Source organism: Streptomyces sp. NPDC007907, assembly GCF_042959365.1.
Classification (GTDB): domain Bacteria; phylum Actinomycetota; class Actinomycetes; order Streptomycetales; family Streptomycetaceae; genus Streptomyces; species Streptomyces indiaensis.
In genome coordinates, this window is sequence record NZ_JBIBKR010000002.1 from 832615 (window position 1) to 856322 (window position 23708).

25 protein-coding genes and 3 pseudogenes are annotated in these 23708 nt (G+C 70.4%); 13 read left to right on the forward strand and 15 right to left on the reverse strand.

Annotation, left to right across the window (positions count from 1 at the left end; all coding sequences use genetic code 11):
- Window positions 1-108: 108 nt before the first annotated feature.
- Window positions 109-534, reverse strand: coding sequence for a glutaredoxin domain-containing protein (locus ACFZDI_RS09900; protein ID WP_391249074.1), 426 nt, complete (start codon window positions 532-534; stop codon window positions 109-111).
- Window positions 531-1061, reverse strand: a complete 531-nt coding sequence (locus ACFZDI_RS09905) for an AAA family ATPase (RefSeq protein WP_391249076.1) — start codon at window positions 1059-1061, stop codon at window positions 531-533. Before ACFZDI_RS09905 ends, ACFZDI_RS09900 begins: the two co-directional genes overlap by 4 nt.
- Before the next feature lie 246 nt (window positions 1062-1307).
- Between ACFZDI_RS09905 and ACFZDI_RS09910 the strand changes: the two genes are divergently transcribed.
- The 4 genes from ACFZDI_RS09910 (at window position 1308) to ACFZDI_RS09925 (ending at window position 5822) form a co-directional block, all read left to right on the forward strand.
- Entirely contained in the window at window positions 1308-2723 is a 1416-nt protein-coding gene (locus ACFZDI_RS09910) for a family 2B encapsulin nanocompartment shell protein (RefSeq protein WP_391249078.1), read from the forward strand.
- Window positions 2724-2859: 136 nt separating this feature from the next.
- Window positions 2860-4344 (forward strand): family 2 encapsulin nanocompartment cargo protein terpene cyclase, encoded by a 1485-nt coding sequence (locus ACFZDI_RS09915; protein WP_391249080.1) that lies wholly within the window; start codon window positions 2860-2862, stop codon window positions 4342-4344.
- A gap of 17 nt (window positions 4345-4361) precedes the next feature.
- On the forward strand, window positions 4362-5237 hold the full coding sequence (locus tag ACFZDI_RS09920; protein ID WP_391249082.1) for a geranyl diphosphate 2-C-methyltransferase: 876 nt from the start codon (window positions 4362-4364) through the stop codon (window positions 5235-5237).
- A gap of 192 nt (window positions 5238-5429) precedes the next feature.
- Window positions 5430-5822: a DUF6281 family protein gene (locus ACFZDI_RS09925; RefSeq protein WP_391249084.1), complete on the forward strand. Its 393-nt coding sequence runs from the start codon at window positions 5430-5432 to the stop codon at window positions 5820-5822.
- Window positions 5823-6082: 260 nt separating this feature from the next.
- On the opposite strand, the gene ACFZDI_RS09930 is transcribed toward ACFZDI_RS09925, so the two are convergent.
- Complete coding sequence (locus ACFZDI_RS09930; RefSeq protein ID WP_391249086.1) at window positions 6083-7258, reverse strand: spore photoproduct lyase family protein; 1176 nt, start codon at window positions 7256-7258, stop codon at window positions 6083-6085.
- 194 nt (window positions 7259-7452) lie between these two features.
- Between ACFZDI_RS09930 and ACFZDI_RS09935 the strand changes: the two genes are divergently transcribed.
- Together ACFZDI_RS09935 and ACFZDI_RS09940 are read left to right on the forward strand one after the other, a co-directional pair.
- A complete protein-coding gene (locus ACFZDI_RS09935; protein WP_391249088.1) occupies window positions 7453-8037 on the forward strand; it encodes a hypothetical protein in 585 nt (194 codons plus the stop codon).
- A 317-nt stretch (window positions 8038-8354) separates the two neighbouring features.
- On the forward strand, window positions 8355-8996 hold the full coding sequence (locus tag ACFZDI_RS09940; protein ID WP_391249090.1) for a hypothetical protein: 642 nt from the start codon (window positions 8355-8357) through the stop codon (window positions 8994-8996).
- A gap of 54 nt (window positions 8997-9050) precedes the next feature.
- On the opposite strand, the pseudogene ACFZDI_RS09945 reads toward ACFZDI_RS09940, so the two are convergent.
- Window positions 9051-9601 (reverse strand): annotated as a pseudogene (locus ACFZDI_RS09945) (alpha/beta hydrolase).
- A 168-nt stretch (window positions 9602-9769) separates the two neighbouring features.
- Here ACFZDI_RS09945 and ACFZDI_RS09950 point away from each other — a divergent pair.
- Complete coding sequence (locus ACFZDI_RS09950; protein WP_234846004.1) at window positions 9770-10204, forward strand: VOC family protein; 435 nt, start codon at window positions 9770-9772, stop codon at window positions 10202-10204.
- Window positions 10205-10240: 36 nt separating this feature from the next.
- On the opposite strand, the pseudogene ACFZDI_RS09955 reads toward ACFZDI_RS09950, so the two are convergent.
- Window positions 10241-11251 (reverse strand): annotated as a pseudogene (locus ACFZDI_RS09955) (alpha/beta hydrolase family esterase); the annotation flags it as partial.
- Window positions 11252-11588: 337 nt separating this feature from the next.
- Between ACFZDI_RS09955 and ACFZDI_RS09960 the strand changes: the two are divergent.
- The gene (locus tag ACFZDI_RS09960; protein WP_391249092.1) at window positions 11589-13043 is read left to right on the forward strand and encodes a tannase/feruloyl esterase family alpha/beta hydrolase; all 1455 of its coding nucleotides are present in this window, start codon (window positions 11589-11591) and stop codon (window positions 13041-13043) included.
- An 84-nt stretch (window positions 13044-13127) separates the two neighbouring features.
- Here ACFZDI_RS09960 and ACFZDI_RS09965 read toward each other — a convergent pair whose 3' ends face one another.
- Both ACFZDI_RS09965 and ACFZDI_RS09970 read right to left on the reverse strand, forming a co-directional pair.
- Window positions 13128-13784, reverse strand: coding sequence for a DUF1326 domain-containing protein (locus ACFZDI_RS09965; RefSeq protein WP_234846002.1), 657 nt, complete (start codon window positions 13782-13784; stop codon window positions 13128-13130).
- A gap of 110 nt (window positions 13785-13894) precedes the next feature.
- Window positions 13895-14731, reverse strand: a complete 837-nt coding sequence (locus ACFZDI_RS09970) for a DUF2182 domain-containing protein (RefSeq protein ID WP_391249094.1) — start codon at window positions 14729-14731, stop codon at window positions 13895-13897.
- A gap of 189 nt (window positions 14732-14920) precedes the next feature.
- On the opposite strand from ACFZDI_RS09970, the gene ACFZDI_RS09975 reads away from it, so the two are divergent.
- Window positions 14921-15382, forward strand: coding sequence for a hypothetical protein (locus ACFZDI_RS09975; protein ID WP_391249096.1), 462 nt, complete (start codon window positions 14921-14923; stop codon window positions 15380-15382).
- A gap of 39 nt (window positions 15383-15421) precedes the next feature.
- Here the strand turns inward: ACFZDI_RS09975 and ACFZDI_RS09980 are convergent, their stop codons facing one another.
- Together ACFZDI_RS09980 and ppk2 are read right to left on the reverse strand one after the other, a co-directional pair.
- Window positions 15422-15625 carry a hypothetical protein gene (locus ACFZDI_RS09980; protein WP_391249098.1) on the reverse strand — a complete coding sequence of 68 codons (204 nt, stop codon included), beginning with the start codon at window positions 15623-15625 and terminating at the stop codon, window positions 15422-15424.
- A 207-nt stretch (window positions 15626-15832) separates the two neighbouring features.
- Window positions 15833-16636, reverse strand: a complete 804-nt coding sequence (gene ppk2, locus ACFZDI_RS09985; protein ID WP_234845998.1) for a polyphosphate kinase 2 — start codon at window positions 16634-16636, stop codon at window positions 15833-15835.
- Window positions 16637-16891: 255 nt separating this feature from the next.
- On the opposite strand from ppk2, the gene ACFZDI_RS09990 reads away from it, so the two are divergent.
- A complete protein-coding gene (locus tag ACFZDI_RS09990) occupies window positions 16892-17917 on the forward strand; it encodes a 6-phosphofructokinase (protein WP_234845997.1) in 1026 nt (341 codons plus the stop codon).
- 4 nt (window positions 17918-17921) lie between these two features.
- On the opposite strand, the gene ACFZDI_RS09995 is transcribed toward ACFZDI_RS09990, so the two are convergent.
- Window positions 17922-18809, reverse strand: coding sequence for a universal stress protein (locus ACFZDI_RS09995; RefSeq protein ID WP_391249101.1), 888 nt, complete (start codon window positions 18807-18809; stop codon window positions 17922-17924).
- Window positions 18810-18965: 156 nt separating this feature from the next.
- Window positions 18966-19967 carry a TIGR00341 family protein gene (locus ACFZDI_RS10000; protein WP_391249103.1) on the reverse strand — a complete coding sequence of 334 codons (1002 nt, stop codon included), beginning with the start codon at window positions 19965-19967 and terminating at the stop codon, window positions 18966-18968.
- A gap of 195 nt (window positions 19968-20162) precedes the next feature.
- On the opposite strand from ACFZDI_RS10000, the gene ACFZDI_RS10005 reads away from it, so the two are divergent.
- Window positions 20163-20564, forward strand: coding sequence for a hypothetical protein (locus tag ACFZDI_RS10005; protein ID WP_391249106.1), 402 nt, complete (start codon window positions 20163-20165; stop codon window positions 20562-20564).
- 177 nt (window positions 20565-20741) lie between these two features.
- Here the strand turns inward: ACFZDI_RS10005 and ACFZDI_RS10010 are convergent.
- The 4 genes and pseudogenes from ACFZDI_RS10010 to ACFZDI_RS10025 form a co-directional block, all read right to left on the reverse strand.
- Window positions 20742-20810: pseudogene (locus ACFZDI_RS10010) on the reverse strand (hypothetical protein); the annotation flags it as partial.
- Between the two features lie 94 nt (window positions 20811-20904).
- Window positions 20905-21201, reverse strand: a complete 297-nt coding sequence (locus ACFZDI_RS10015) for a DUF5937 family protein (protein WP_391249108.1) — start codon at window positions 21199-21201, stop codon at window positions 20905-20907.
- Between the two features lie 60 nt (window positions 21202-21261).
- Window positions 21262-21648, reverse strand: coding sequence for a DUF5937 family protein (locus ACFZDI_RS10020; RefSeq protein WP_391249110.1), 387 nt, complete (start codon window positions 21646-21648; stop codon window positions 21262-21264).
- A gap of 20 nt (window positions 21649-21668) precedes the next feature.
- Window positions 21669-21830, reverse strand: a complete 162-nt coding sequence (locus ACFZDI_RS10025) for an AbgT family transporter (protein ID WP_391249112.1) — start codon at window positions 21828-21830, stop codon at window positions 21669-21671.
- Window positions 21831-22277: 447 nt separating this feature from the next.
- Here ACFZDI_RS10025 and ACFZDI_RS10030 point away from each other — a divergent pair, with 447 nt between their 5' ends.
- Window positions 22278-22913: a hypothetical protein gene (locus ACFZDI_RS10030; RefSeq protein WP_391249114.1), complete on the forward strand. Its 636-nt coding sequence runs from the start codon at window positions 22278-22280 to the stop codon at window positions 22911-22913.
- Between the two features lie 3 nt (window positions 22914-22916).
- Entirely contained in the window at window positions 22917-23636 is a 720-nt protein-coding gene (locus tag ACFZDI_RS10035; RefSeq protein ID WP_391249117.1) for a PspA/IM30 family protein, read from the forward strand.
- The last annotated feature ends 72 nt before the right edge of the window (window positions 23637-23708 follow it).

Sequence of the window (23708 nt, forward strand, 5' to 3'; positions counted from 1 at the left end):
GGCAGAGCCTAGCCCCGGATCGGGAAAGGGTCCAGGCCTGTCGTCGGCCGTTGTCGGTGCCCTTGCGGTGACCGGGCTGCGGCCGTCGCTTCCTGGCCACGGGAAGGATCAGAGCTGATCGCGCACCCATGCCGGGTCGGGGTTGGTGTGCGGCCGTCCGCCCACGACGACGGTCGGCACGGTCTCGTTGCCGTCGTTGACTTCCCTGACCGCCGCCGACCCGGCCGGGTCCCGCCACACGTCGACCCAGTACAACCGGCAGGCACTGCGCCCCAGCCGGATACGCAGGCGCAGACAGTACGTGCAGCCCGGCCGCCAGAACACGACCGGCCGGCCGTCGACCGCGCTGCGGCGCTGCGCCTCCAGCGCACCGATCGACCTCGGGAAGACCAGGGGCGAGGAGACGGCCGCCAGCAGCAGGAACGCCACCAGGAGCGCCGCGGCCGCGCCCGGGCTCCCCGCGGAGATCGGTCCCGTCGCGAGGAGTGAGCCGCAGACCACCAGCAAGGCCGGCGGGGCCCACACACGCATCATGGCCGTGCCCTGACGGACTCGGCGATCCGCAGAGCGGCCTCGGCGGGCGTGAGGTGCGTGGTGTCGACGACCTCGGCCGCGGCGTGCAGCCAGCTGCGGGCCGCCTCCGCGTAGGGCGCGAGGTGCGCGAGACGGAAAGGGGAGGGCACGATGTGTTCCCCCTCGATGCGCGCGCGGAGGGTGTCCTGGTCGGCGTGGAGCACGAAGTGCCGCACCTCGATGGAATGCTGGGCGAGCCCCGCGCTGATCTCCCGCCAGTACTGTTCGACCAGCACCGTCATGGGGACGACCAGCGTGCCGCCGGCGTAGTCGAGTACACGGCGTGCCGTCTCGACCACGAGTGGACGCCAAGGCGGCCAGTGCTGGAAGTTCTCCCTGCCGGCTCCGGGCAGCTCCGGCGTGATGTCCATGAGCGTCTCGCCGACCTTCTCGGCGTCGAACACCCGCGCGTCCGGGATCAGTTGCTGCACGAGGGCACTGGTCGTCGTCTTGCCCGCGCCATGCGTGCCGTTGAGCCATACGATCACGCGTCCTGACCCTACGGCACGGGCGAAGACAGGTGGGCGGACCGATAAACCGCGTTCAACTGATTGTCACTGCTTCGAGGTAAGCATCTCGTCTCCGTGGCCGATGCGGCCCTCTCAGCGGTTAGCTTTCTGCAGGTGGGGCGGATCCGCGTGATCCTTCCCGCTGGTTGCCCACCCCTCCCTGTCTCCCGGTCGACGCACCCGTGTGCACCGGACGACCCGTCATGCAAGGAGCACCTGCCCTCGATGACCGTCGACAGCATCCCGGAAGCCCGGACCACCGCCGACCCGCCGCAGCAGTCCCTGAGCACCGCTGCCGCACGCAACCTCGCCACCACCACCAAGTCGGCCCCGCAGATGCAGGAGATCACCTCCCGCTGGCTGCTGCGGATGCTGCCCTGGGTCGAGGCCAAGGGCGGCGCCTACCGGGTCAACCGGCGGTTGCGCCACACCGTCGGTGACGGGCACATCGAGTTCGTCCAGGAAGGCGCCACGGTCCGTGTGATCCCCCGGGAACTCGGGGAACTGGCCCTGCTGCGCGGCTTCGAGGACACGGACGTCCTCACCGCCCTGGCCGACCGCTGCACGCAGCGCGACTTCTCGGCGGGCGAGGTCCTCGTCGAGCGAGGCAGCCCCGCGGACCGGATCCACCTGATCGCCCACGGCCGGGTCAGCCAGACCTCCGAGGGCAGATACGGTGGAGAGAACGCCGTCGGCGTCCTCGCGGACGGCGACCACTTCGCAGACCACGCGCTGCTGGACTCCGAGGCCCGCCACGCGTGCACGGTCACCGCGGAGACGTCCGGCACGCTTCTCACCCTCTCCCACGCCGACTTCGCCGCGGTCCGGGCCTCCGCGCCCCATCTGCAGGCCCACATCGAGGAGTTCACCTCCCGTGCGCGGCAGCGGCAGAATAAGCACGGCGAGGCCGAGATCGCCGTGTCGGCCGGCCACGTCGGCGAAGCGGAACTGCCCGGCACCTTCGTCGACTACGAACTCGAGCCGCGCGAGTACGAACTCTCGGTCGCCCAGACCGTTCTGAGGATCCACACGCGGGTCGCCGACCTCTACAACGGCCCGATGAACCAGAGCGAGGAGCAACTGCGGCTCACCGTCGAGGCCTTGCGTGAGCGGCAGGAGCACGAGCTGATCAACAACCGCGAGTTCGGGCTGCTGCACAACGCCGACTTCAAGCAGCGCATCCAGCCCCGCTCCGGCCCGCCGACCCCGGACGACATGGACGACCTGCTCTGCCGCAGGCGCGGCACCAAACTGTTCCTCGCCCACCCCAGGACCATCGCCGCCATCGGACGCGGCCTCAACGCCTGCGGCCTCTACCCCGACCACGTCGACCTCGGCGGACAGTCCGTCCCCGCCTGGCGCGGCGTGCCCATCCTGCCCTGCAACAAGATCCCGATCAGCAGGGAACAGACCAGCTCCATCATCGCGATGCGCACCGGCGAGGAGAACCAGGGCGTCATCGGTCTGCGGCAGACCGGACTGCCCGACGAGTACGAACCGGGGCTCTCCGTGCGGTTCACGGGCATCAACGAACAGGCGATCATCTCCTACCTCGTCACCACCTACTACTCCGCCGCCGTGCTCCTGCCCGACGCCCTCGGCGTGATGGAGAACGTGCAGATCGCCCCCAGGCCGCGCTGAAGCCAGGTCGGGCAGGCCCCAATCCTGCTCACGCCCATCACTCGGGGCCGCGCTGAAGCCCTGGCCGCGGCAAGCCGGGCAGCCTGTCACGCCCCCGTACCGCGGTGCGCCCATCCCACCCAGCAAGGAGCCGCCGATGCCCGACTCCGGGCCCCTCGGACCATCCCTCCCCGAGCAACAGCCGACGCCGCCGCCCCTGCCCGCGCCCGACGCCCGCACGCCGGTGGTCCCCGACCTTTCGGTCACACCCACCGCGCTGCACTTCCTGGCCGGACTGCATCCCCCGGTCACCGTCCCCGCCCCGCCGTCGGCACCGACGGCCGCCGCAGTACGGAACGCGTGTGACACGGCAGCGCCCCTACCGCACGCCCAGGACATGCCCGACGCGGTCCCGGCCGGACGGGACCTCCAGGTCATGTCCGCCGCGGCTGCGGCCGCCTCCGCCGTACGGAACATGCCCGACACGGCCAAGGCCGACTCCGCCGTACGGAACATGCCCGACACGGCCGAGCCCGACTCCGCACTCCAGCGGGTCCTGCGCGGACCGACCGGACCGGGCACGGCCTCGCTGTCCGTGGCGCGCAGGTACAAACCCACGCTCCCGGACCCGGCGCCCCGGGCCGCCCCCGCGCAGCCCGCCGCCGCGCAAGCCGTCCCCGGCCTGTACTACCACCCCGTCCCGGAGCCCGACCCCGCGCGCGTCGAGGAGGTGAGCCGCCGGATCAAACGCTGGGCCGAGGACGAGGTCCAGCTCTACCCCGAGGAGTGGGAAGGGCAGTTCGACGGCTTCTCCGTCGGCCGCTACATGGTCGCCTGCCATCCGGACGCCCCGACGGTCGACCACCTGATGCTCGCCACACGGCTGATGGTCGCGGAGAACGCGCTGGACGACTGCTACTGCGAGGACCACGGCGGGTCACCCGTCGGCCTCGGGGGCCGCCTCCTCCTCGCCCACACGGCCCTCGATCCCTTCCACACCACCGCGGAGTACATGCCGGCATGGCAGGAGTCGCTCACGTCGGACGCCCCACGCCGGGCGTACGACAGCGCGATGGGCTACTTCGTCGACGCCGCCACCCCCTCCCAGGCCGACCGCTACCGGCACGACATGGCCCGGCTGCACATGGGCTACCTCGCCGAAGCCGCCTGGGCGCAGACCGGTCACGTCCCGGTGGTGTGGGAGTACCTGGCCATGCGCCAGTTCAACAACTTCCGCCCCTGTCCCACGATCACCGACACCGTCGGCGGGTACGAACTGCCCGCGGACCTGCACGCCCGGCCGGACATGCAGCGGGTCATCGCACTCGCCGGCAACGCGACCACCATCGTCAACGACCTCTACTCGTACACCAAGGAACTCAACAGCCCCGGCCGCCATCTGAACCTGCCGGTGGTGATCGCGGAACGCGAGCAGCTCTCCGAACGCGACGCCTACCTCAAGGCCATCGACGTCCACAACGAACTCCAGCACGCCTTCGAGGCCGCCGCGGCCGAGCTCGCCGAGGCCTGCCCCCTGCCGCCCGTGCTGCGTTTCCTCAAGGGCGTGGCCGCGTGGGTCGACGGCAACCACGACTGGCACCGCACCAACACCTACCGCTACACCCTGCCCGACTTCTGGTAAAGAACGGACACCTCTCTGTGACCACTGAAACGACCTCCACCGTCACCGCGAAGATCCCGGCCCCGGCGACGCCGTACCAGGGGGACATCGCCCGGTACTGGAACAACGAGGCGCGGCCGGTCAACCTGCGCCTCGGTGACGTGGACGGTCTCTACCACCACCACTACGGCATCGGCGCCGTCGACCACGCCGCGCTCGGCGACCCGGCCCACAGCGAGTACGAGAAGAAGCTCATCGCGGAGCTGCACCGGCTGGAGTCGGCGCAGGCGGAGTTCCTCCTGGACCACCTCGGCCCGATCGGGCCCGACGACACGCTCGTCGACGCCGGCTGCGGGCGCGGCGGGTCCATGGTCATGGCGCACCGTCGCTTCGGCTGCAAGGTCGAAGGCGTCACGCTGTCCGCCACCCAGGCCGAGTTCGGCAACAGGCGCGCAGGGGAACTGCGGATCGACGACCACGTCCGCTCCCGCGTGTGCAACATGCTCGACACGCCCTTCGACAAGGGCAGCGTCGCCGCCTCTTGGAACAACGAGTCGACCATGTACGTCGACCTGCACGACCTGTTCGCCGAGCACTCCCGCTTCCTCAAGGTGGGCGGCCGGTACGTCACGATCACCGGCTGCTGGAACCCCCGCTACGGCCAGCCGTCGAAATGGGTCTCCCAGATCAACGCCCACTTCGAGTGCAACATCCACTCCCGCCGCGAGTACCTGCGCGCCATGGCCGACAACCGGCTCGTGCCGCAGACCATCGTCGACCTCACCCCGGAGACCCTGCCCTACTGGGAACTGCGGGCCACGTCGTCGCTCGTCACCGGGATCGAGGAGGCGTTCATCGAGTCCTACCGGGACGGCTCCTTCCAGTACGTCCTGATCGCGGCCGACCGCGTGTGAGCCCGACCTCAAGGGGCCGGGGCCGTCGGTGCGGCCCCGGCCCCGCGAGGTGTGTCCGCGCCCGGCGGACGCCCGAACGAAAACGGCCTCGACTCCGTCGGTAGGGATGAGGTGTCGGAGTGGCCTCGCTGAGTCCGGACATGCCTCCGGACCCAGACGTGTCGGTTCGGGATTCCATCGGGAGGCCGGTCCATGAGCTGGGCCAAGCGATCCGTGATCGCACTGCTGACGGCAGCCGCAGCGGCGTCGGTGTCCGCCTGCCAGCCGGAGGACGACAGCGGCGAGGCCGTGCCGTCGTGCGTCTACGTGGTGACCTACGCAGGACGCACCTACCGGGATGTGCCCCATGTGCAATTCGGCCTCGGCACCAGACTGGGAGCGGCGACCCAGCCGCCCTGCGACGACACCGGCGACCGGAACAAGGGAGAGGGCCCGTGCACGACGACCGCCTACGCGGTGGACGGCGTCTCTCCCGACGTGGCGGTCGCCGTCGGTGACGCACCCGGCGATGTGCGGTTCGTCGCGGTCCACTCCGGCAGCGGGCTGCCCCCCGAGGTGAAGAAGCTGATCGCCGGCTCCTGGTGACCACGCGGTGCGGCGCTACGGGTCCTGCCGTGCGCCGCGGGCCGATGCGTCCGCGGTGAGCGGAGTCAGCCAGTGGATCTCCAGGTCCCGGCGCGGTGCACCTGGCGCTGCCAGGCGCCCGGCTCGGCGCGAGTGGCCCCGAGGGGCAGGAGCGTGCCTGCGGCTCGTTCGACCTGCCCGTGAAGAAGGCCACGCGTACGTACCGCTTCCGGGTGCTGCGCGAGGCGGGTGACCGGCCGGGGCCGGCCCGGCTGCGCCGCTCAGAAGGCGTACCGCACCCGCAGCCACGGCGCATGGCGGTCGATGAGAGCGCGCAGTGTCTGCACGGCCTCCCCCTTGACGCCGTTGCGGTAGCGGACGTTGCGGGCGCCGTTCTCGGAGCGCTTGGCCTGCTGAAGGTCCGGCCGCCACAGGGCCTCCTCGGCCCGGGGGTGCCAGCCGAGGTTGACCTCGTGCAGCTCCTGGTTGTGGGTCAGCATGATCACCTCCGCGGCGGCCTGCTCCTTCACCCGCCGGGGCAGAACGTCGTCGAGGTGCGTCAGCAGCTCCGCCCAGGCGTCCTGCCAGCCGGGGCGGATGACCACGGGGGAGAGATTGAAATGCACCTCGTACCCCGCGTCGAGGAAGTCCGCGGCGGCGCCGATCCGCTCGGCTACGGGGGAGGTGCGCACGTCGAGCAGCCGGGCGTCGTCCGGTGGCATCAGCGAGAACCGGATGCGCGTGCGGCCGCGCGGGTCGAGGGCCAGCAGGCCGGGGTTGACGAACTTGGTGGCGAACGACGCCTTGGCCGTGGGCCACTGCCGGAAGGCGTGCACGAGGTCCGCGGTGTTGTCGCAGATCAGCGCGTCCACCGAGCAGTCGCCGTTCTCCCCGATGTCGTACACCCACGCCTCGGGATCGCACTGGTTCGGCTCGGGCTTGCGCCCTTGTCGTGCCACGTGGCGGGCGAGGTGGGCGATGATCCGGTCCGTGTTGGTGAAGACGGTGACGGGGTTGGCGTACCCCTTGCGCCGGGGCACGTAGCAGTAGGCACAGGCCATGGCGCAGCCGTTGGACGCGCCGGGGGCGATCCAGTCGGCGGACCGGCCGTTGGGGCGTGTGGTGAGGGTCTTCTTCTCGCCCAGCACCAGCGTCTCCCCCTTGATGCGCACCCAGCGCTCGATGTTGCCCTGGTTGCCGTGCAGCCCCGGAATGCGCCAGTGCGAGTCGACCATGGTCATCCGGGCCTCGGGGAAGCGGGCGCTGATCTGCCGGCCCCGTGGGGACGCGGCAGCCGCGGGCTCGGCGTAGATCTCCCGCACGGGCAGCATCCGGCGCGCCTCGGGGGAGGTGCGGAACGAGGAGGACCGGTCGGTCGCGACGGGGCCGGGGGAGAGGGCGTCGAGCCCGAACAGCGCGCCGGGGTCGTCGTCCGGGCTGCCGGGCTCGTGGTGCATGAAGGCTCCCGTACGGATCGTGCGAGGGGACGGGAGGGCTGCCGGGTGGGAGGCTCTCCCGTCACTTAACTGTACGGGGCACACACCGCGTCCGCGGTGCGGCGAGCCGACGCCGTGACGCCGAGGGCGTCCAGAGCCCCGCACCGGGTCCCCCTGGCTCCGCGCCGCTGGTGCAGAGCTGGGACGATGCACCGGTGGACACCTTCTCGAACCTCAGCGGCGACCCGGCGTACGACGGGCAGGATCTTTCCCGGCCCGGACGAGCCGCGCCCGGCCAGTGGCCGGAGCTGGAGGCCGCACTCGCCGCGGTCAATCGTGACCTGACGGCGACCCCGCCGGACCGGGAACCGCTGATCCTGATGGTGGACCCGACCGGGCAGCCCCTGTCCCCGGACGGAAGCGACAGGGATCAGGTCTACGTGGCGATGCCCGACGGCCGCTGGCACGGCAACGCGGTCAACGCGTGTGATCTCGAGGAGGGCGACCCTCCGGAACCGCACGATGCGGCGACGGTCCTGACCGTGGTCGCGGACGCCGCGCAATCCACGATCATGGAGCTGCTCCGGCAGGTCTGGCCGGTCTGCCGAGAACACAAGATTGGGATGCACCCTCGTCGCGCGGGAACCGCTGACGACACGGACGCGTTGGGCCCGCCGGTGTGGTGGTGCTCAGGGAGCCGGGACGGCGACGGCCACGACGTCTCCCTGGTGGGAGAGCTGGCCGCGACCCTGCCGGGAAAGCAGCGTCGAGCCCTGCGGCGCAGCGAGCGGCCAACGTAACGCCCGCCGATAGCCCCGCCGCTCAGCCCCGGGTCATCACACGCCCGGAAGTTGCCGACCGAACAGAAGAAAACGATCTCGCGCGGGCCACGGACCGGACAGAGTCGGTCCCCAGCGGACAGAACAGGACTCCGTGCCCGTGGGCCTTCTCCGGCGAGCCAGTGTGGGCGCATCACATGCCCTGCACGGGCCGAGGCCCCAGGGGGCACGAGAGGAGACGCATGCGACGGGAGCGAGTGCGTCTCAGGCCCAGCCGGCCCTGCCCGATGCGCAGGCGGGTGCGCCCTTCGGCGAGGGCCGAGGCGCCCGAGCCGGACGTGCCTGCGACGCGGTCACGCGGTGGGCGGGCGGTCGACTGGAACGGGACCGCGACGCTGCTGACTGGCATCGCGGCCGTGGCCGGACTGTTCTTCACCGGCATCAGCACCTACTACGGCTACCAGACGGCCCGGGATCAGCTGAATCAGTCCGTGCAGGACGACTACGAGCTGGACAGCCGGCAAGCCGAGCGGGTGTCGATCTGGCTCAAGCGGGAGAAGAACGGCGGCGCCGGCCTGGTCCTCACCAACCGCTCGCAGTCTCCCATCTCAGATGTCTACGTGAAGGTCAGCGCCGTCCCCGGAGCCTCCAAGCAGAAGAGCGCCTCTGTGTACGCCCTACCCGTGCTGAACATTCGCGCTCTGCCGCCCTGCTCCGCCGTCTCCCTCCCCGCCGAGGTGGTCCGCAAGGACATCGGCCCGGCGTGGACACCTGACACCGCGCTCGACGCGGAAATGCTGTGGTTCCGCGATGCGGAGGGCCGGCCATGGAGCCGCGAACACACCGGCGCACTCGTCCACGGCTGGAGCACCCCGGAAGAGATGACGGGGCAGCGGGCGTTGAGCAACGAGATGCAGCCGCTGCGGAGGCAGGTCACCCACGCCCAGCGCCCGGTGGAAGGCTGCGGCCCCGACGCATGACGGTAGCTCCCCGCCGCACCTGAAGCTCACCGCCGCCCGGCAGACGGCCCGGTCTCACTTCAGGTGCCGGTCCAGGAACCGGCACCCGTCCTCCCACGCGAACCACGGGGTGCCGGTGTGTCCTCCGCTATTGGCGTGCAGCGTCTTCTCCTTGCCGCTGAAGGCGTCGAACAGGTCCAGGGCCCGCTGGCCGGGGTTGCCTTCGTCGTCCCACTGCAGCAGGAACAACAGCGGAACGGTGACGTGCCGGGCCTCCTCACGCTGAGCACGGGGCACATACCCCCCGGCGAAGAACTCCGCGGCCGCGATGCGCGGCTCTGTCACCGCCAGTCGAATGCCGTGGGCGGTCCACCCTCCGGAGTCCCCGACCCGGCCGCCGAGCCCGGGCAGTTGAAGGAGAGCGTGCAGAGTGGCCAGCCATTCCGGCACCGTGTTCTCGACCAGCGGGCCGATGAACGACTCCAGGAACTCCTCGGACGGCCCGGCCCCCCAGCCGGGGATCCGCCTTCAGCAGGCCGTTGTTGTGGGACATCAGGACCCGGGGGCCGTATGGAGCCAGGCGTCCACAAAGGGCCGGGGATCTCGCCCAGGGTGAATGGGGTCATGGTCGGGCGATAGGTCGTCCGGGAGCGCCGTTCACGAGCGCTCCTGAAAGGCACGACCACGCACTTCACTTCGGAGCAGCGCCTCGACGGCGATGTCGTCGAGCGCGCCGGTTTTCGCGCGGGCGAAATGGAGCGGCCCGGCCCGGGGCCCACTGCTATGGTGCCTCGATGCCGTCGATCAAGAAGTTCCAAGTGACCTTCGACTGCGCGGAACCAGCGCGACTCGCCGCTTTCTGGTGCGAGGTGCTGGGGTACGTCGTGCCGCCGGTCCCGGAGGGGTTCGCCACGTGGGAGGACTACCACCGCTCGCTGCCACCGGAGGAACAGGTCGTCTACTTCGCATGCAGTGACCCCTCGGGCGAGGGCCCGCGGCTGCTCTTCCAGCGCGTCCCCGAGGGCAAGGTCGTGAAGAACCGAGTGCATCTCGATGTGCGCGTCGGCACGGGTCTCGTGGGCGAGGAGCGCCTCGCCGTGCTGGAGGCCGAATGCGCACGACTTGTCGCACTCGGCGCAGTACACGTGAAGACGCTGCTCGCCGATGACGAGAACGAGTCGTGCATCACCATGCAGGACATCGAGGGCAACGAGTTCTGTCTCGACTGACAGAGGTGACGGTCACTCCGCACCGTCCTCCTTCCAACCGTCCAGCCCCCAGAAACGGGCGGTGTGGTAGCTGGAGCAGATGGTGTCGAGGTAGTAGGTGCCGGAGCTGCCGCACTGTTCGGTGCCGCTGCCCGGGTCGACGGCCAGTCCGTGCCTCATGCCGGACACGGAGTACACCTCGACGGCGGGTCGGCCGGAGGCGTCGTCGTACACGCTCAGCGTGGTGTCCCCGCCGAGGCTCTCCGTGCGGGAGGGCGTCTGGCCGATGCCCCACACGTTCGTCCACTGGTCGCGCAGCTCCGCGGCGTTCGCGGGCCTCACGGTCGTGTCGGCGGTGCCCTGCCAGATGGCCACACGCGGCCAGGAGGTCGTGCCGGCCGGAGCGGCGGAACGCACCGACTGTCCCCACTGCGCGGGGCTCTTGTCCGGCGGGCTGTACATACAGGTGTAGGCCGTGATCAGGCTGCTCGCGCAACGCGCCGGCATTCCGGAGCCGATGGCCCCGCCCGCGAAGACGTCGGGATAGGCGGCCAGCATGTTCGCCGTCATGGCACCGCCCGCGGACAGGCCGGTGATGTACACGCGCCGGGTGTCGCCTCCGTACAGCGCGAGGGCCTTGTCCACCATCTGCTTGACCGACAGTGCCTCACCCTGATCACGTCCGCTGTCGCCCGGCTCGAACCAGTTGAAACAGGAGTTGGCGTTGTTGGCGCTGCTCGTCTGGGGGAGGACCAGTGCGAAGCCGTAGGCGTCGGCGAACTCGGGCCAGCCGGAGTGCGCGTAGTAGTCGTTCGCGCTCTGCGTGCAGCCGTGCAGGGCGACGACCAGCGGGGCGTCGGCGGGCAGCGCGTCGGGCGCGTAGGTGTACATCGACGGGTTGCCGGGGTTGGTGCCGAAGCCGGTGACCTGGGTCAGACCCGCGGCGGATGCCTGAGGGCCGGCGGCGAGCAGGCCACCGGTCAGGGCCAGAGCACCGGCAGTGGCGGTGGCCCAACGGCGTACGCCCCGGACGATGTTTAGCGGGAACGGAAGACGTGTCTGTCCCATGGCGACTGCCTCCTGATGTGGGGGGACTCCGGTACCGGCAGCCGGTGACCGGGCCAGCATCATCGGGGTTCGCGTGCCGGGGCCGGCATGGAGGTGGCAGCCACCAAGGGCGAGAACTTGTGTGACGGCAGGACATTCCCGGCCCGTGAAGGCTGCTGTAGGGCAGGAGTCCTCAGGGCCCGGCTCCTCGCGGGCACGGCACCGATCGGCCCCCTCGCCAGGTGGTGCCCGCAAACACTCCGCGGCTTCGGACGATGGTCGGTCACCCCATATGTCGCGGCGAAGCTGCGTCATAGCCTTCCGCGCACTCCCCCTACCGACCGCGGAGGTTCACGCCATGCGCTTCTCGTTCCGCCCTGGGCCACGATCCTGGAGACGCGGCGGGCCGGCGGCCCTCGCGCTGGCCGCCCTCACGCTCACACCCGGGCCCGCCACGGGGGCGCCGGCGCGTGCGGACGGCGGCCTCTGCGCGCGTGTCAACCAGGTGCGCGTCCCGGGGGCGGAGTATCAACGGGCCGCATGCCTGGACGAGTTGACCACGGCCGGCACCGTGGCCTCGGGCCACACCGACCCGGCGGACTGGGCGGGCCTCACGCCGAGGGACCTGGCCGTTCCCCGCGGCGTCCCCGGCGTCCAGCTCGACGGCTACTTCCCGGACACGTCGACCACCAACACCAACAACGGATGGAACCACGACGCCCAGTTCGTCATCCGACTGCCCGACCGCTGGAACGGCGGCCTGGTGGTCGCCGGCACCCCCGGCAACCGGGAGCAGTACGCCAACGACCGGGCCATCGCCGACTGGGTGCTGTCCCGCGGCTACGCCTACGCCGCCACCGACAAGGGCAATACCGGCATCACCTTCCACCGCGACGGCAAGGAGCCGGGCGACGCCATCGCGGAATGGAACAGCCGGCTCACCCAGCTCACCCGGGCCGCCCGTGCCACAGTCGCCCGGCACTACCACCGTCCGCCGTCACGCACCCTGGTCACCGGCATGTCCAACGGCGGATACCTCGTGCGCTGGCAGCTGGAGAACCACCCCGGCCTCTACGACGGGGGAGTCGACTGGGAAGGCACGCTGTGGCACTCCGACGGTCCCACCCTGCTGGAATTCCTGCCGAGGGCGCTTCGCAATTACCCCGTGTACGCCGGCGAGGGCGAGGAAGCCGACGCGGCGCGCGAAGCCCTGCACACCGCCGGTTTTCCAGCCGGTTCCGAGTTCCTCTGGCCGTACCACCACACGATCTACTGGGACCTGACCCAGCGCATCTACCGTGAGGAACTGGACCCCGGTTTCGACGGCACGACCGAGGCGGGCACGCCCTTCTGCGCGCCGGGCACACCTGCCTGCGACGCCGACTACGACTATGCCACCCGGCCCGGCGAAGTCCGTGAAGCCGTGGAGAAGATCGCGTTGACCGGCCGGATCGGCAAACCGTTGATCACCCTGCACGGCACCCTGGACGTCCTGCTGCCGATCTCCCAGGACTCCGACGTCTACGCCCGTATGGTGCGCCAGGCCGGCCGGGGCGCGCTGCACCGCTACTACCGCATCGAGGGCGGCACCCACACGGACGCCCTCGTCGACACCCACCCGGACCGACTGCGTCCGCTCACGCCGTGCCACCGCACGGCCTTCACGGCGCTGGAGAAGTGGATCAGCCGGCCGGGGCACCGTCCGCCCGGCTCCCACACCGTCCCGCTGCCTCCTGAAGCGGACCCGGCGACACTCCTCGACGCCTGCCCCTTTTCCGCCCACGCGGACGCCGCCCCTCCGCCCAGGCGCTGAACGGCCCGACACGCCCTGCGGGCCTCAGCTCGGTCGGGTCCGGTCCAGCTCCTTCCGGTCCAGCTCCTTCCGGTCCGGGCCGGCTCAGTCGGGTCCGGTCCAGTCGAAGGGGAAGTGTTTGCTCGACTTTCCCGACCGTTCCCAGGAGAAGCCGAAGGCGTCGGCGCGGTCCGCGGTGGCCCGTCCCCAGGTGGCGACCTGGCCCGGTCCCACCTCGGCGCCCGGGGCGTTGTGGAGTTGGACGCGGCTGCCCTCCGGGCTCGTCGGCCCGGTAAGTGCTTCTGCGGCGGCCGTGACCCGGCCGGGGACCTCTGCCCGCCAGGTGGCGAGGTCCTCGTCGATCTCCACGCGGATCGGCGCGAACTCCATGCCGCGCATCTCGGGCCGGAGCATCTCGCCGAACCGCGCCGGCCAGCCTCCCGCCTCACCGCCGAAGACGGCCCCGAGCGCGGCGCGCTGCCGGTCGTCGGCGCGCTCGTCGAGGAACACCGCGGCGTACGCGTCACTGTGCTCGCCGGCCCAGACGTTGCCCACGAACGCGCCCAGCATCAGGACGTTGAGGTCGTCGAGGCGCACGTCGCCGTAGTTGCCCTCACGGATGTGCCAGACCAGCACGCCTTCGCAGTCACCGTAGGTCGGCGGCTGCGCGAACGTGCACGGGCACGGTATGGCGCACTTGCACACGTCGAACCAGTCGCCCGCCAGATGCCAGCCGGTACCGGCGCTGTCCTGTTCCGTCATCTCGCATCCTCCCGTCGAGCTCGAGGGGCTCCATCGGAGTGGCGAGACCGCGCGTCCCGAGCCCGCACGCGGATCGCGAGGCGGCCTCCCTTCCAGCCTGCCGCACGCGGTCACATGTCGTCCATCGATGGCGCGGACTCCTGCAGGCCCGGCAGCAGCCAGTCCTGGAACGGCGCCAGCACGGCGAGGACGAGGAACGCAACACCCACCACTCCAGCGAGCAGGGGTCCCCGTGACCACAACTTCTCCACGAAGATCACCACTGCCAGCCCGGCCATCGCCGCCACGTTCATGACTCCGAGCGGTACGAGGACGACCATCAGTCCCGCGCAGCAGCCGACGCAGTAGCCGCCGTGGTGGAGGCCCACCCGCAGATCGCGGGCCGGCTGCCGGAACCCGGCGTAGCGCACCAACTGGCTCATGGGGTCGCGGCAGTGCCGCAGACAGACGTTCTTGAGAGGGCCCAGTTGGTAGAGGCCCGCCAGCAGGAAGGCCACCGCGCCGATCCAGCGTCCCGCCGTCGGATGATCGGCCACCAGGTCGCCGGTGAGGTCCAGAGCGACGAAGGCGAGCAGTCCGAACGCCGTCCACACCAGCAGATATCCGCCCACGAACTCCACGGTGTGCCCTGCCCGGCTCCACCCGGACGACCGGCGCCCGAGGCCCCGAACCCAGGTGAGGGCGACCGGCGCCATGGACGGCAGCATCATGGCCGCCATCATCGTCACCCAGAGCAACAGGAACAGGGGCAGTGCCAGACCCATGGTCCCGGGTTCGACGCCCATGTCCCGGGCCTGCCCGACGGTCAGCACCCAGGCGGGCACGGCGATCAGAACGACCAGCGACCAGGCGACCGCGAGCTCCCGCGTCGGCAGCAACCCCCCGCCCGCTCCGGTCGGGGCGGGCGACCGGGCGGAGACGAGGACGGAACTCCGGACATGCCGCATCGATGCACTCCCTGCCTCCCCACCAGCACAGCACGCCCCTTGCCCCACCGCGACTCCGCGCCGTGCCCGAGTAAGCTACCGCTCGGTATTCGTCACGAGTCGCCTCGGATCGGCCACATGCGGCAGGGGGGAAGGGATACCCGGATGTCCGAGCTGGACTTCTAAGCCCACGTCGCCACCCGCGGCGACGTGCTGGGCGTCGGCGTCGGCGCGCAGCCCGCCGACTGGGAGACCGCACTCGGCTCCGATTTCCTCGACGTGGCGGACGGGGGACTGCTGCGCCGGGACTACGGTCTCGTGGAGCTGTCGTTCCAGGAAGAGGACGGCACCTGGCCCTGCTACGGGGTGGGCGTGCAGGTGCACCGGCTGCGACGGGACACCGAGGGGTCCGTGCCGGCTGCGCTGCGCGGCGCGTACGGCCTGTTCGCACCCTCGGCCCGCTTCGAGGACCTGGCTTCCGCGATCATCGGGCTCGGCTGCACGATCGCACCCGAGCCGGACGAGGACGGCACGACCGGGGACATTCATCGCTACCGCGTGCCGGAGTCCGGCGTGCGGATCTTCGTCCGCGCGGACGAGGACGCCCCGGGGCAGACGGGTGAGGTGCGGAGCCTCAGCTTGTCTCCCGGGTGGTGGCGCGAGGAGAGCTGATCAGGCAACCTGCGCCGGCCCTTGCCATGGCACTCCTGCTCACGGTGAGGCGGAGTCCTCCTGAGCCGTGTGCGTCGGCTGCTCGCCGCCCCTGGCGGCGGGCACTTCCTGGCCACCGGCTTCGGACGTGGCGTCAGCCGCGGCGTTCACCGTGGCGGGCCGTCGTACGAGCAGGTGGCTCACCTCGTACGACATCTCGGTCGTGCCCTGCCGGGGCGCGGGGTGGTATCTCCCGGCACACACGGAGAGGTTGACGATGAGGTAGGCGTGCCATCTCCGGGCCCACGCCGCCCGTCGGTGAAGACAAGCCTGTCGTTGAGCCACCTGTCGACCGAGCGGGTGCCGAACACGGTGCGCAGGTTCACCCAGGCACCCGGTCGGACGCGCGAGACAGCGGACGGCCGGGGCCGGGTGCCGGAAGCGAGCCCGGTAAGGGTCCGGTCGGAGCGCTCACAGCCTCGCGGCATGGTCGGGAACGTAGGTCTGCAGATCACGTGGCGGTCGCTGGTAGCCGGTCGAGGGCGGTCGGTCCGGCAGCTCCAGCACCGGCGGGGGCACCTCGTGGTACGGCACGGATCCCAGCAGGTGGGCGATCATGTTCAGCCGGGCGCGGCGCTTGTCGTCGCTCTCGACGACGTACCACGGCGCCTCGGTGACGTCGGTGTGCACCAGCATCTCGTCCTTGGCGCGCGAGTACGCCTCCCAATGGGTGATCGACTCCAGGTCCATCGGTGAGAGCTTCCAGTGGCGCAGCGGGTCCTCCAAGCGCTTGCGGAAGCGCTCCTGCTGCTCGGTGTCGCTGACCGAGAACCAGTACTTGCGCAGCAGGATGCCGTCCTCCACGAGCATCCGCTCGAAGATCGGGCACTGCCGCAGGAAGAGCTGGTACTCCTCCTTGGTGCAGAACCCCATCACGTGCTCGACACCGGCCCGGTTGTACCAGGACCGGTCGAACAGGACGAGCTCCCCGGCGGCCGGCAGGTGCTCGACGTACCGCTGGAAGTACCACTGGGTGCGTTCGCGCTCGGTGGGCTTCGGCAGCGCGACGATCCGGGCGATGCGCGGGTTGAGGTGCTCGGTGACCCGTTTGATGGTCCCGCCCTTGCCGGCCGCGTCGCGCCCCTCGAACACGATGACCAGCCGGGCTCCCTCGGCCCGCACCCACTCCTGGAGCTTCACCAACTCCGTCTGCAGACGCAGCAGTTCCTTCTCGTAGACCTTGCGTGGCAGCTTCGCCGACTTGCTGTCCGTCATGCCGTCTCCCGCTCCGGGATTCCTCGGGACGCCGTGCAGGCACCGTACTGGCGTGCGGGCACGCCCGCACGACGGACGACCGCCGCACTCGCGGGTCGAGCCGGCCGCGGTCCTGAGCGGCGGCCTTCGAGTGGCCACCGCGGACGGAACCGAGGGAGGCTGGGAGCGAGGCGGCGGTTCCCCTGCCCCGGCTGCGTGCCACGGCCGTCACGAGGGCCGCCGTCCGACGGAGCGTGCGGCGAACGGGAGAGGGCCATGAAGGTCGGAGTGCTGACCGGCGGCGGTGACTGCCCCGGACTCAACGCCGTGATCCGCAGTGTCGTCCGCAAGGGCGTCCAGGAGTACGCGTTCGAATTCGTCGGCGTGCGCGACGGCTGGCTGGGTCTGCTCAAGAACGACGTCGTCCCCCTGGACATCGCCGGCGTGCGCGGGATCCTGCCCCGGGGCGGGACCATCCTCGGCTCCTCCCGCACGAACCCGTTCAAGCACGAGAACGGCCTGGAACGCGTACGTGACACCCTCGCCGCGCACGAGCTGGACGCGCTCGTCGTCATCGGCGGAGAGGACACCCTGGGGGCGGCCGTGGAACTCAGCCGACAGGGGATCAACCTGGTCGGCGTGCCGAAGACCATCGACAACGACGTCACTGGGACCGATTACACCTTCGGCTTCGACACCGCCGTCGGCATCGCGACCGAGGCCATCGACCGCCTCCACACCACCGCCGAATCCCACATGCGGGCCCTGGTCGTGGAAGTGATGGGGCGCCACTCCGGCTGGATCGCCCTGCACGCCGGCATCGCGGGCGGCGCCAACGTGATCCTCATCCCCGAGCGGCCCTTCGACATCGAACAGGTCTGTGAACTGGTGAAGAGCCGGTTCCAGATCAACTACGCGCCGATCGTCGTCGTGGCCGAGGGAGCCGTCCCCAAGGAAGGGCAGATGATCGTCAAGGACCAGTCGCTGGACGAGTTCGGACACGTACGGCTGTCCGGCATCGGCGAATGGCTGGCCCAGGAGATCTCCGCACGCACCGAGAAGGACGCCCGCACCACCGTGCTCGGGCACATCCAGCGCGGTGGCACGCCGAGTGCCTTCGACCGATGGCTGGCCACCCGCTTCGGGCTGCACGCGATCGACGCCGTGAAGGACCGGGACTTCGGCTGCATGGTGGCCCTCGAGAGCACCCGCATCGTCCGCGTGCCGCTGGCGGACGCCACAGCGCGGAACAAGGTGGTGGATCCGTCGCTGTACGACGAGTTCGAGGTGTTCTTCGGCTGAGCCGTCATGCGCCGTGCGGAACGACCGCGACCGGACAGCGGGCATGGTGCAGCACGGCGTGCGCGACGGGACCCAGCCGGCCCTCGGGAGCCCGTGGGTCGGTGTGGCGCCCCACGACGAGCAGGTCCGCATCACGGGAGGCGTTCAGGAGCGCCTCCGCGGCATGGAGCAGCATGACATCGGTCGCCGCCCGCACGCCTGGATACTTCTCCCGCCACGGCCGCAGCGCGTCGGACAGCCCGAGAACCTCCTGGTCCTCCCAGGTGGCGCGGTCCTCCTCGGTCACCACGAACGTGCGGGGGGAGACGGATTCCGCGGGCAGGGCCCAGGCCTGCACCACGTACAGGCGTGCCGCGCGGGCTTCGGCGGTCCGGAAGGCGAAGTCCGCCGGTTCGCCGGCCGGCCGGTGGGCGTCGAAGCCCAGCACGATCTGGCCGGTGCCGCGCGGCGGGGACGTTCCGTCGTTGGAGGTGTCGGCCGGGGGAGAGACGAACACGACCGGGCACGGGGCCGCCGCCGCCATCCGCAGGGCGACCGAGCCCACCACCAGATCCCGGAAACCGCCTGTGCCGCGCGAGCCCACGACGAGCAGTTCGGCGGCGCGTGCCGCGCCGAGGAGAGCGAGGGCCGGGGGCTCGTCCGCCTGCTCGCCCTTCACGTCGAGGTCCGGATGGCGCGCGGTGAGACTCTCGACCGTCCGTTGCACCAGTCGGGCGCCCATCACGTGCAGGCGTTCCAGCGCCGGATCCGGAACGGTGGGCCCTGCGAGCTGCGGCGACACATGCAGCAGCCGCAGGGCGGTGCCGCGCAGCGCGGCCTCCCGCGCTGCCCACTCGGCGGCTGCCGCCGCGCACTCGGATCCGTCGATACCCGCGAGAACAGGGGGACGCATCCCGGCCTCCTTCGTCCGGCCCGCACCTCGAGGGCGCCGTCTCTCCTCGTCTCCACTGTTCCACGCCGGGACCGCTCCGGCGCCCGGGCGGACGAGGACGCGGACACCGTGCGTGAGGCCCCGGCGGGCCCCACGGCTCCGGTGCCACGGGACCGGTCAGTCGCCGACCGTTCCGGCGTCGATGCGCCGACCACGCGAGGAGTCCACCACGACGGGGACGCCGTCCGGGATCCGTCCCTCGAGCCGGTCGAGAAGGGACCCCACCGGCGGTAGTTCTCCCGGGGTGCGCACGTGGATGTACATCGTCCGGGCGTTCGCGTCGACACTCGTGACCTCCGCGCCGGGCTCGTCGGCGAGCCACTCCTGCGCCGCGTCCCTGGTGCGGCTGGTCCACGCGTTGAGCAGCAATGTGAGCGCGGTGTTGGCCGTCAGGGGCACGAGGACGACGACGAAGAGCAGGGCCATGGCCGCATACGCCCTGCGCGTGGGACGCCCGGCTGCGGTGTCGACCTGCGTGGCGTAACCGAGGGAGGCGAAGACGACCATGCCCGCGAAGACCAGGGCGAAGAGGTTCGACACGAACAGGGCCAGTGCGCCCAGCGCCGGCCACCCCGCCAGCTTCCCCAGGCACACCCCGACCACCACGAGGGGCGGTACGAGGGAGATGGCGATCGCGACTCCGGGCAGGACGGCGGCGACATCCCGCCGGGACAGCGCCACCGCGCCTGCCAAGCCGGTGGCCAGGGCTGCGATCAGGTCCATCAGCCCCGGCGACGTACGGGACGAGATCTGGCTGTTGGACAGCAGGTCGTAGTCACCGGGCAGAAACACCGACATGACCATCCCGACCGCGATCACCAAAAGGCACGCGAGGAGGACGATCAGGAGCGAACCGGTGCGACGGCGCTGCACCGAGCCGAGGGCGATGCCCATGATCGGCGTGGACAGCGGCGCGATGATCATGGCGCCGATCACGGTCGCCGTCGAGTCGGTGATCACTCCGCCGGCCGCGATGACCGACGACAGCGTCAGCATGGTCCAGAAGGCCGAGCGCTTGGAGGCGGTGTCCCCGGACGACAGATCCAGATCCTGGGTCAGGTCGTCCAGCGAGCGGCGTTGGGAGACCGGCAGAACGTGCGCGCGAACCTTGCTGATCATGCCTCCAAACAATCACGCCCCGCCCGTTCCTCAGGCGCAGGACACGTGCACAGGGCATCGCGGCGCGGGGACGGCCTCACGAACCTCACCCGTCACGGGTGAGCACCCGGCGCGGGCCGCCCCCCATGATCGGAGGGGTTGCACGACTCGCTGTACGACGCGGAACCCGTACGAGGCGGAAGTGAGGAAGTGGACATGGCAACAGCCACCCATCATCGTTCGCGGGGGTCCGAAGCGGCCGCCGGAGGCCTGGTGACGTTCGCCGCCGTCCTGCTGTTCGTCGCAGGCATCCTGGACCTCTTCCGGGGCATCATGGCCATCGCCGACGACGACGTCTACGTCTCCACACCCAACTACATCTTCAAGTTCGACCTCACCAGCTGGGGCTGGATCCAGCTGGTCCTCGGCGTGGTCGCGCTGGGCGTGAGCGCCGGGCTCTTCTCGCGCGCGCTGTGGGCCAGGGTGGTCGGCGTGGCCATTGCGGCACTGCTCATCGTCGCCAACTTCCTGTCCATCCCGTACTACCCGGTGTGGTCCCTCGTCCTGATCGCGCTGTACGCCTTCGTCATCTGGGCGCTGTGCGTCGTACGGGAGTGATGTGGGTCCGTGGCACCGGCCGGGCGACTCAGAGGGCCACGGTCGACAGCACGTCGTGCCCGAGCCGGCGGAGGACATCGGTGGCGAGCCGGTGACGCACCAGCTCCCTTCCCGGGTCGAGCGCACGAGACCAGCATCGCGCAGGGTCCGCAGAGCACGGGAGACCTGAGGTTCGCTGGAGCCGAGCCGGGCGGTGACCTCAGAGGTGGTGATGGGCTCGCCCAACAGATGACGGCACAGCTCCATCCGGGCGGGTGAGGTCAGGTGAGCTGACCGCCCGGAGTCGCGGCGGGCACCGGGTACTGCACCGTCACGCAGGAGGCGTGCTTGTGCTTGACCGTCAGATGCGGCCGCACCCGGGCCGACGGATGAGGACCAGGGGTCGCGGAGCGACCCTCACCTCGCCGGTCTGCAGCTTGTCCAGGCGGATGCGTTCTCCTGGCCCGACACGCACCGTCGTCGGCAGCAGCTCGGCGAGCACGTCGGCGGGCGAGCGGGCTGCCGGCCTGCGGCGCACTTCCCGGGCGTGGTCCCCGAGGGCCGGCCCCAGCCGCCGCCAGTCCTCGGTGAAGAACGCGGTGTCGGCGGCCCGCCGTACCGTCAGAAGCCGGTCCCGCAACTCCAGCGGGGCCGCCATCAACTATCACGCCAGTTCCCCGCGGGCGTAGGAACGGCGCAGACAGCGGCGCGTGTAGTCCTAGGCAGCGGTGGTTCCGGCACGTATCTCGTGGGCCGGCGGGTCGGGCAGCGCCATGGTTCCGAGAACGCCCGGGGGCCACCATCTCCAGGAATTCATCGCCCTGCAGTGTCGAGATCGCGGCCAGTTCCTCGTCCAGGCCCGCCGCGAGCGGCAAGGCGCGGGGGAAGAACGACAGCGGAAGCGGGCCCACAGCGGAGCGAAGAAGAGGACTTCGTCGTGCAGCTCGGGGTCCGCCGAGGTGGCGCGGGCCGCCCAGTCGGCGGCCTCCGGAAGGTGTTCGGGTTCGGCGAGCACATTCAGGCTGGCCATCAGTTCCGGCAGCGCGGAGGACCCGGCCGCGAGGTCCGCGGGGCCGAGTCCTCCGAGGTCGAGGACGATGTTCACGCTGTCACCGTACGGCGGAACTACCGCACTGGCGTCCCTGGGCGGAGCGGAATGCCCAGCAGGTACCAGACGAAGAACATCAGCACCCAGACCGCCAGCGTGATCATGGCGAAGGGCAGGGCGAAGGAGATCAGTGTGCCGATTCCCGCCCGCGGCGCAGGGGGCCTGCAGGTAGCCAGCACACAGCATGAACGACGTGCTCATCGGTGTGATGGAGTTCGTGCAGGAGTCGGAGATGCGGTAGAGCGCATCGTCGTGGCCGGGGTGGTACCGAGCAGCATCGGCATCAGCGCTGGTGCCACGGGACACCGCATGCGCCTGGACAACTCCTCCAGCCACTTCCCCCGCGACGTCAACCAACCCGGGCGAGCCGGAGGCGACAGCCCGCCGCACGACCGTGGCCACGAACACAATCCACATGGACGCCATACACCCGTCCCACCTGAGGATCTGGCTGGAAGGCGGCTCATCCGCCTTGCGATGAGCAAATCCTGAGGAGGCGTCAACCCAAAGACCAACAGGCCAGGGTGCCACGGACCAATCCGGCGATGCGCGCCAATGGCGCATCTGCTCCTTGCCCTGCCACCATGGCTGTGGCCGAGCCAAGGGTCCCTTCCGCCGGAGGCAACTTGGAACTGTTCATCATTCTCTTATGCGTCGGAGCCGTCGTATGGCTCATCAGTTCGGAAAAGAAGGAAGAAGAGGAGAAGGCGCGTAAGAAGGCCCAGGCCGCCGCCGCGCAGTCAGCGCGGCTCGCGCAGGTCACCGACCCGTCTTGGATGAGCACTGAAATCATCCGCGCCGTGCAGTCGAGCGACGCCCACCATCTGGAGGCGACGGCGGCTGAGTTGCCGAAATGGCCGATACGTGACCCGCTGGTGCAGTCGGCCCGCTGTCTGCTGAGGCTGCACGCCGGGACGGGCGTGGCGGAACGTGCCGCCGTACCGCGGGCGCTGACGGACGAGGTGCGGGCCGGTGCCGCCTCCGCCATGACGGCCCTGAGCCTGGTGACGGTCAAAGTGGTCTCGCTCGCCCGCTTTTTCGGTTACGACTGGCGGCAGTTGCCTGAGGAGCCGCGCCTGCTGCTGGAGCGGGACGCGTCTCGTCTGCACCGCATCGGTGAGGCGGCCGACGCGCTGCACCACAACCTGGGCGTCGCCATGGCGGCGGGGAGCACCGCCCACGAGGCCGACACCGCGGGTCGCCACATGCTCGCGCTGGCCGAAACCATCCGGGAACTCTCCCAAGGCATGGAAGAGGAGTAACGCATGGCCACACCGCCGGAGCACAACGGCGGGCTTCCCGCACGCTGGGGCGAGGCCCTGGGCTGGGCCCGTCAGGTTATCGAGTTATTCCAGGCCCTCGACAGTGTGGGCGCGTCCGGACTACGCCCGGCGCAGCACATGATCGGGCAGCTTGACACTCTGTCGCAGGACGGCGAACGGCGGATCGTGCAGGTATTGACGGACCGGAACGCGCTGAGGCGGTACCGGGCGGACACAGCCGCCGAAGAACGGGACCTGACCGCCCAGGCGGCGGCCGCGATGAAGGGCATCGGAGAAACACAGGACCCGCCCCCCAAGGCCCGCACCGCCTTGAAACGCGCCCACCGCCTACGCGCCGATCTCGCCTCCAGCGAGGCGGATCTCGTCATGGCCGAGGAAACCGTGCGGAGATACCAGCAGTGCCAGACACTGCTGCGCGAATACCGCGCGAACCTCCAGCGGAAGCTGAACACCCTGGAATGGCACTACCGGGCCGCGGAGGCCCACCGGCAGCAGGCGGATCTGGCGGACAGGCTCCGGGACTTTGACGCCTTGGGCGCCGATTTGACCGCACGGGTCCGCGATTTCGCGGCAGAGGCGGAGGCCCGCTCTACCACCGCCTTCGACCGTGAGGACATGCAGATCGCGGACCTGCGCTACTCCAACCAGGAGACCCGGATCGACGAGGAACTGAACGGCTACCGCGGCTTGACGGAGTACTGACATCGCTGCACGCCCGTGCAACGGCGGGACTGCCGGCGGAAACGGCACAGGGAAGTGAGGGGGAGGGCTGTG